This window comes from Asaia sp. SF2.1, assembly GCF_000505765.1.
Lineage (GTDB): Bacteria > Pseudomonadota > Alphaproteobacteria > Acetobacterales > Acetobacteraceae > Asaia > Asaia bogorensis.
The window spans coordinates 38223-39533 of record NZ_AYXS01000004.1; the positions used below are offsets into that span (position 1 = coordinate 38223).

Below are 1311 nucleotides of genomic sequence, written 5' to 3' on the forward strand. Positions count from 1 at the left end.
TTCATACAGGGTCTGCCCCCTGCCATGCCGGCCGAGGGTCTCCACCATCGCCAATGCGTCATGGCGTGCACGATCGGCTTCTTCTGCCGTCTGGGCGCTGCCATGCAGGGACGCACAGGCCAGGCTGAACCCCTTTTGCTCAGCCGTGCGATGGCGTCGCAGGGCCTGCCCGAGGGTCTCTGCCAGAATGAACTGGCTGCCCATCATGCGTATGGCTTTCTCCACGCCATGGCGGATGAAAGGTGCTCCGCTGCGCATCGCAAGGCCGCGCAAACCGCCCGGGGCGGCATGGAGCTTTGATGAGGTCGACATGGCCCAGCTTGCCGCATTCAGGAACAGCGGAGGCTCATCACCGCCATGATGATGCCAGTCACCCTGACCGATCTGGTCGCGTATCAGCGCGTCGCGCGTGGCTGAGTCGGGGATGCGAAGGAGGGTGCCCGCGAGACAGAGCAATGCCTTGCCTTCGGGAGAGGCGAGGGGGAAAGCCTGCATCATGGTCTCGATGCCGTTTGTCTCGGCATGAGTGCGCCAATGGGTCGTGAGAGTGCGAGCCTGTGTCTCCGCCCGCTCGGTCAGGTTTTCCGGCAAGGTGGCCCGCGTGAGCAGCCCGGCAAAGGCTTCTGCCTCGGGGCGGCGCGCAGCATGGGCAATAGCCTCCCGCGAGGGCGACAGGGCCGGGCGTCGGGGGAGAAAGCTTGAGAACAAAGTCATGCTGGCTCAGTCATGCAAATCGGGCGCGTCAATCATACGCCCCCCGCATCATTACGCAGGGATACGAAGCAGGCAGACTAGGCGAGGCCAAAGGGCAGGAAAACCCTTGCTGCGTTACGTTCCGGTCATGCGCGTAGCCAGATGTCAGAAACTCGTCCGGTGAGGCCGTGGCTCATGACCTTGAGCAGATCCGGCTCACCGGAATGTCACGTTGACGTGTCAGACAGGCAGTATCAGGGGTGACGATGCGTAAAGAGGCGCACATTGCGCTCTTCGATGCCGAATTCGCGCAGGGCGGCAGCAAATTTCTCGAAATGGGGCGTCTTGAGATGCGCCTCGAAGGCAGCGCGCCCTGTATAGACCTCGTGCAGGACAATAATGTCGGGAGCGTCCTGTTGGGTGAGCACATCGAAGGCCAGGCAGCCTTCCTCATCGGCGAGGGAGCGGTCGCTGTCATAACGGCAGATTTCGAGGAATTTATCGAAGTTTTCGGCCGGTGCGGCGAATTCAGCGATGACTGTGAAGCTCTCAGACATGAGACGAATCCGATCAGTTTCCGGAATTGACTTTTCTGCCTCAATTCTGCGAAGAGTAAAC

The 1311-nt window shown here is 60.9% G+C and carries 1 protein-coding gene and 1 pseudogene; both read right to left on the bottom strand.

Features of this window, described 5'->3' with window-relative positions:
• Nucleotides 1-714 (bottom strand): annotated as a pseudogene (locus tag P792_RS35845) (trifunctional transcriptional regulator/proline dehydrogenase/L-glutamate gamma-semialdehyde dehydrogenase); the annotation flags it as partial.
• 233 nt (nt 715-947) lie between these two features.
• Entirely contained in the window at nt 948-1250 is a 303-nt protein-coding gene (locus tag P792_RS24005) for a putative quinol monooxygenase (protein ID WP_023977826.1), read from the bottom strand.
• Nucleotides 1251-1311: the final 61 nt, after the last annotated feature.

Excerpts from the sequence above, each read along its gene's own strand:
- P792_RS24005 (WP_023977826.1), bottom strand. The coding sequence starts at position 1,250 with ATGTCTGAGAGCTTCACAGTCATCGCTGAATTCGCCGCACCGGCCGAA.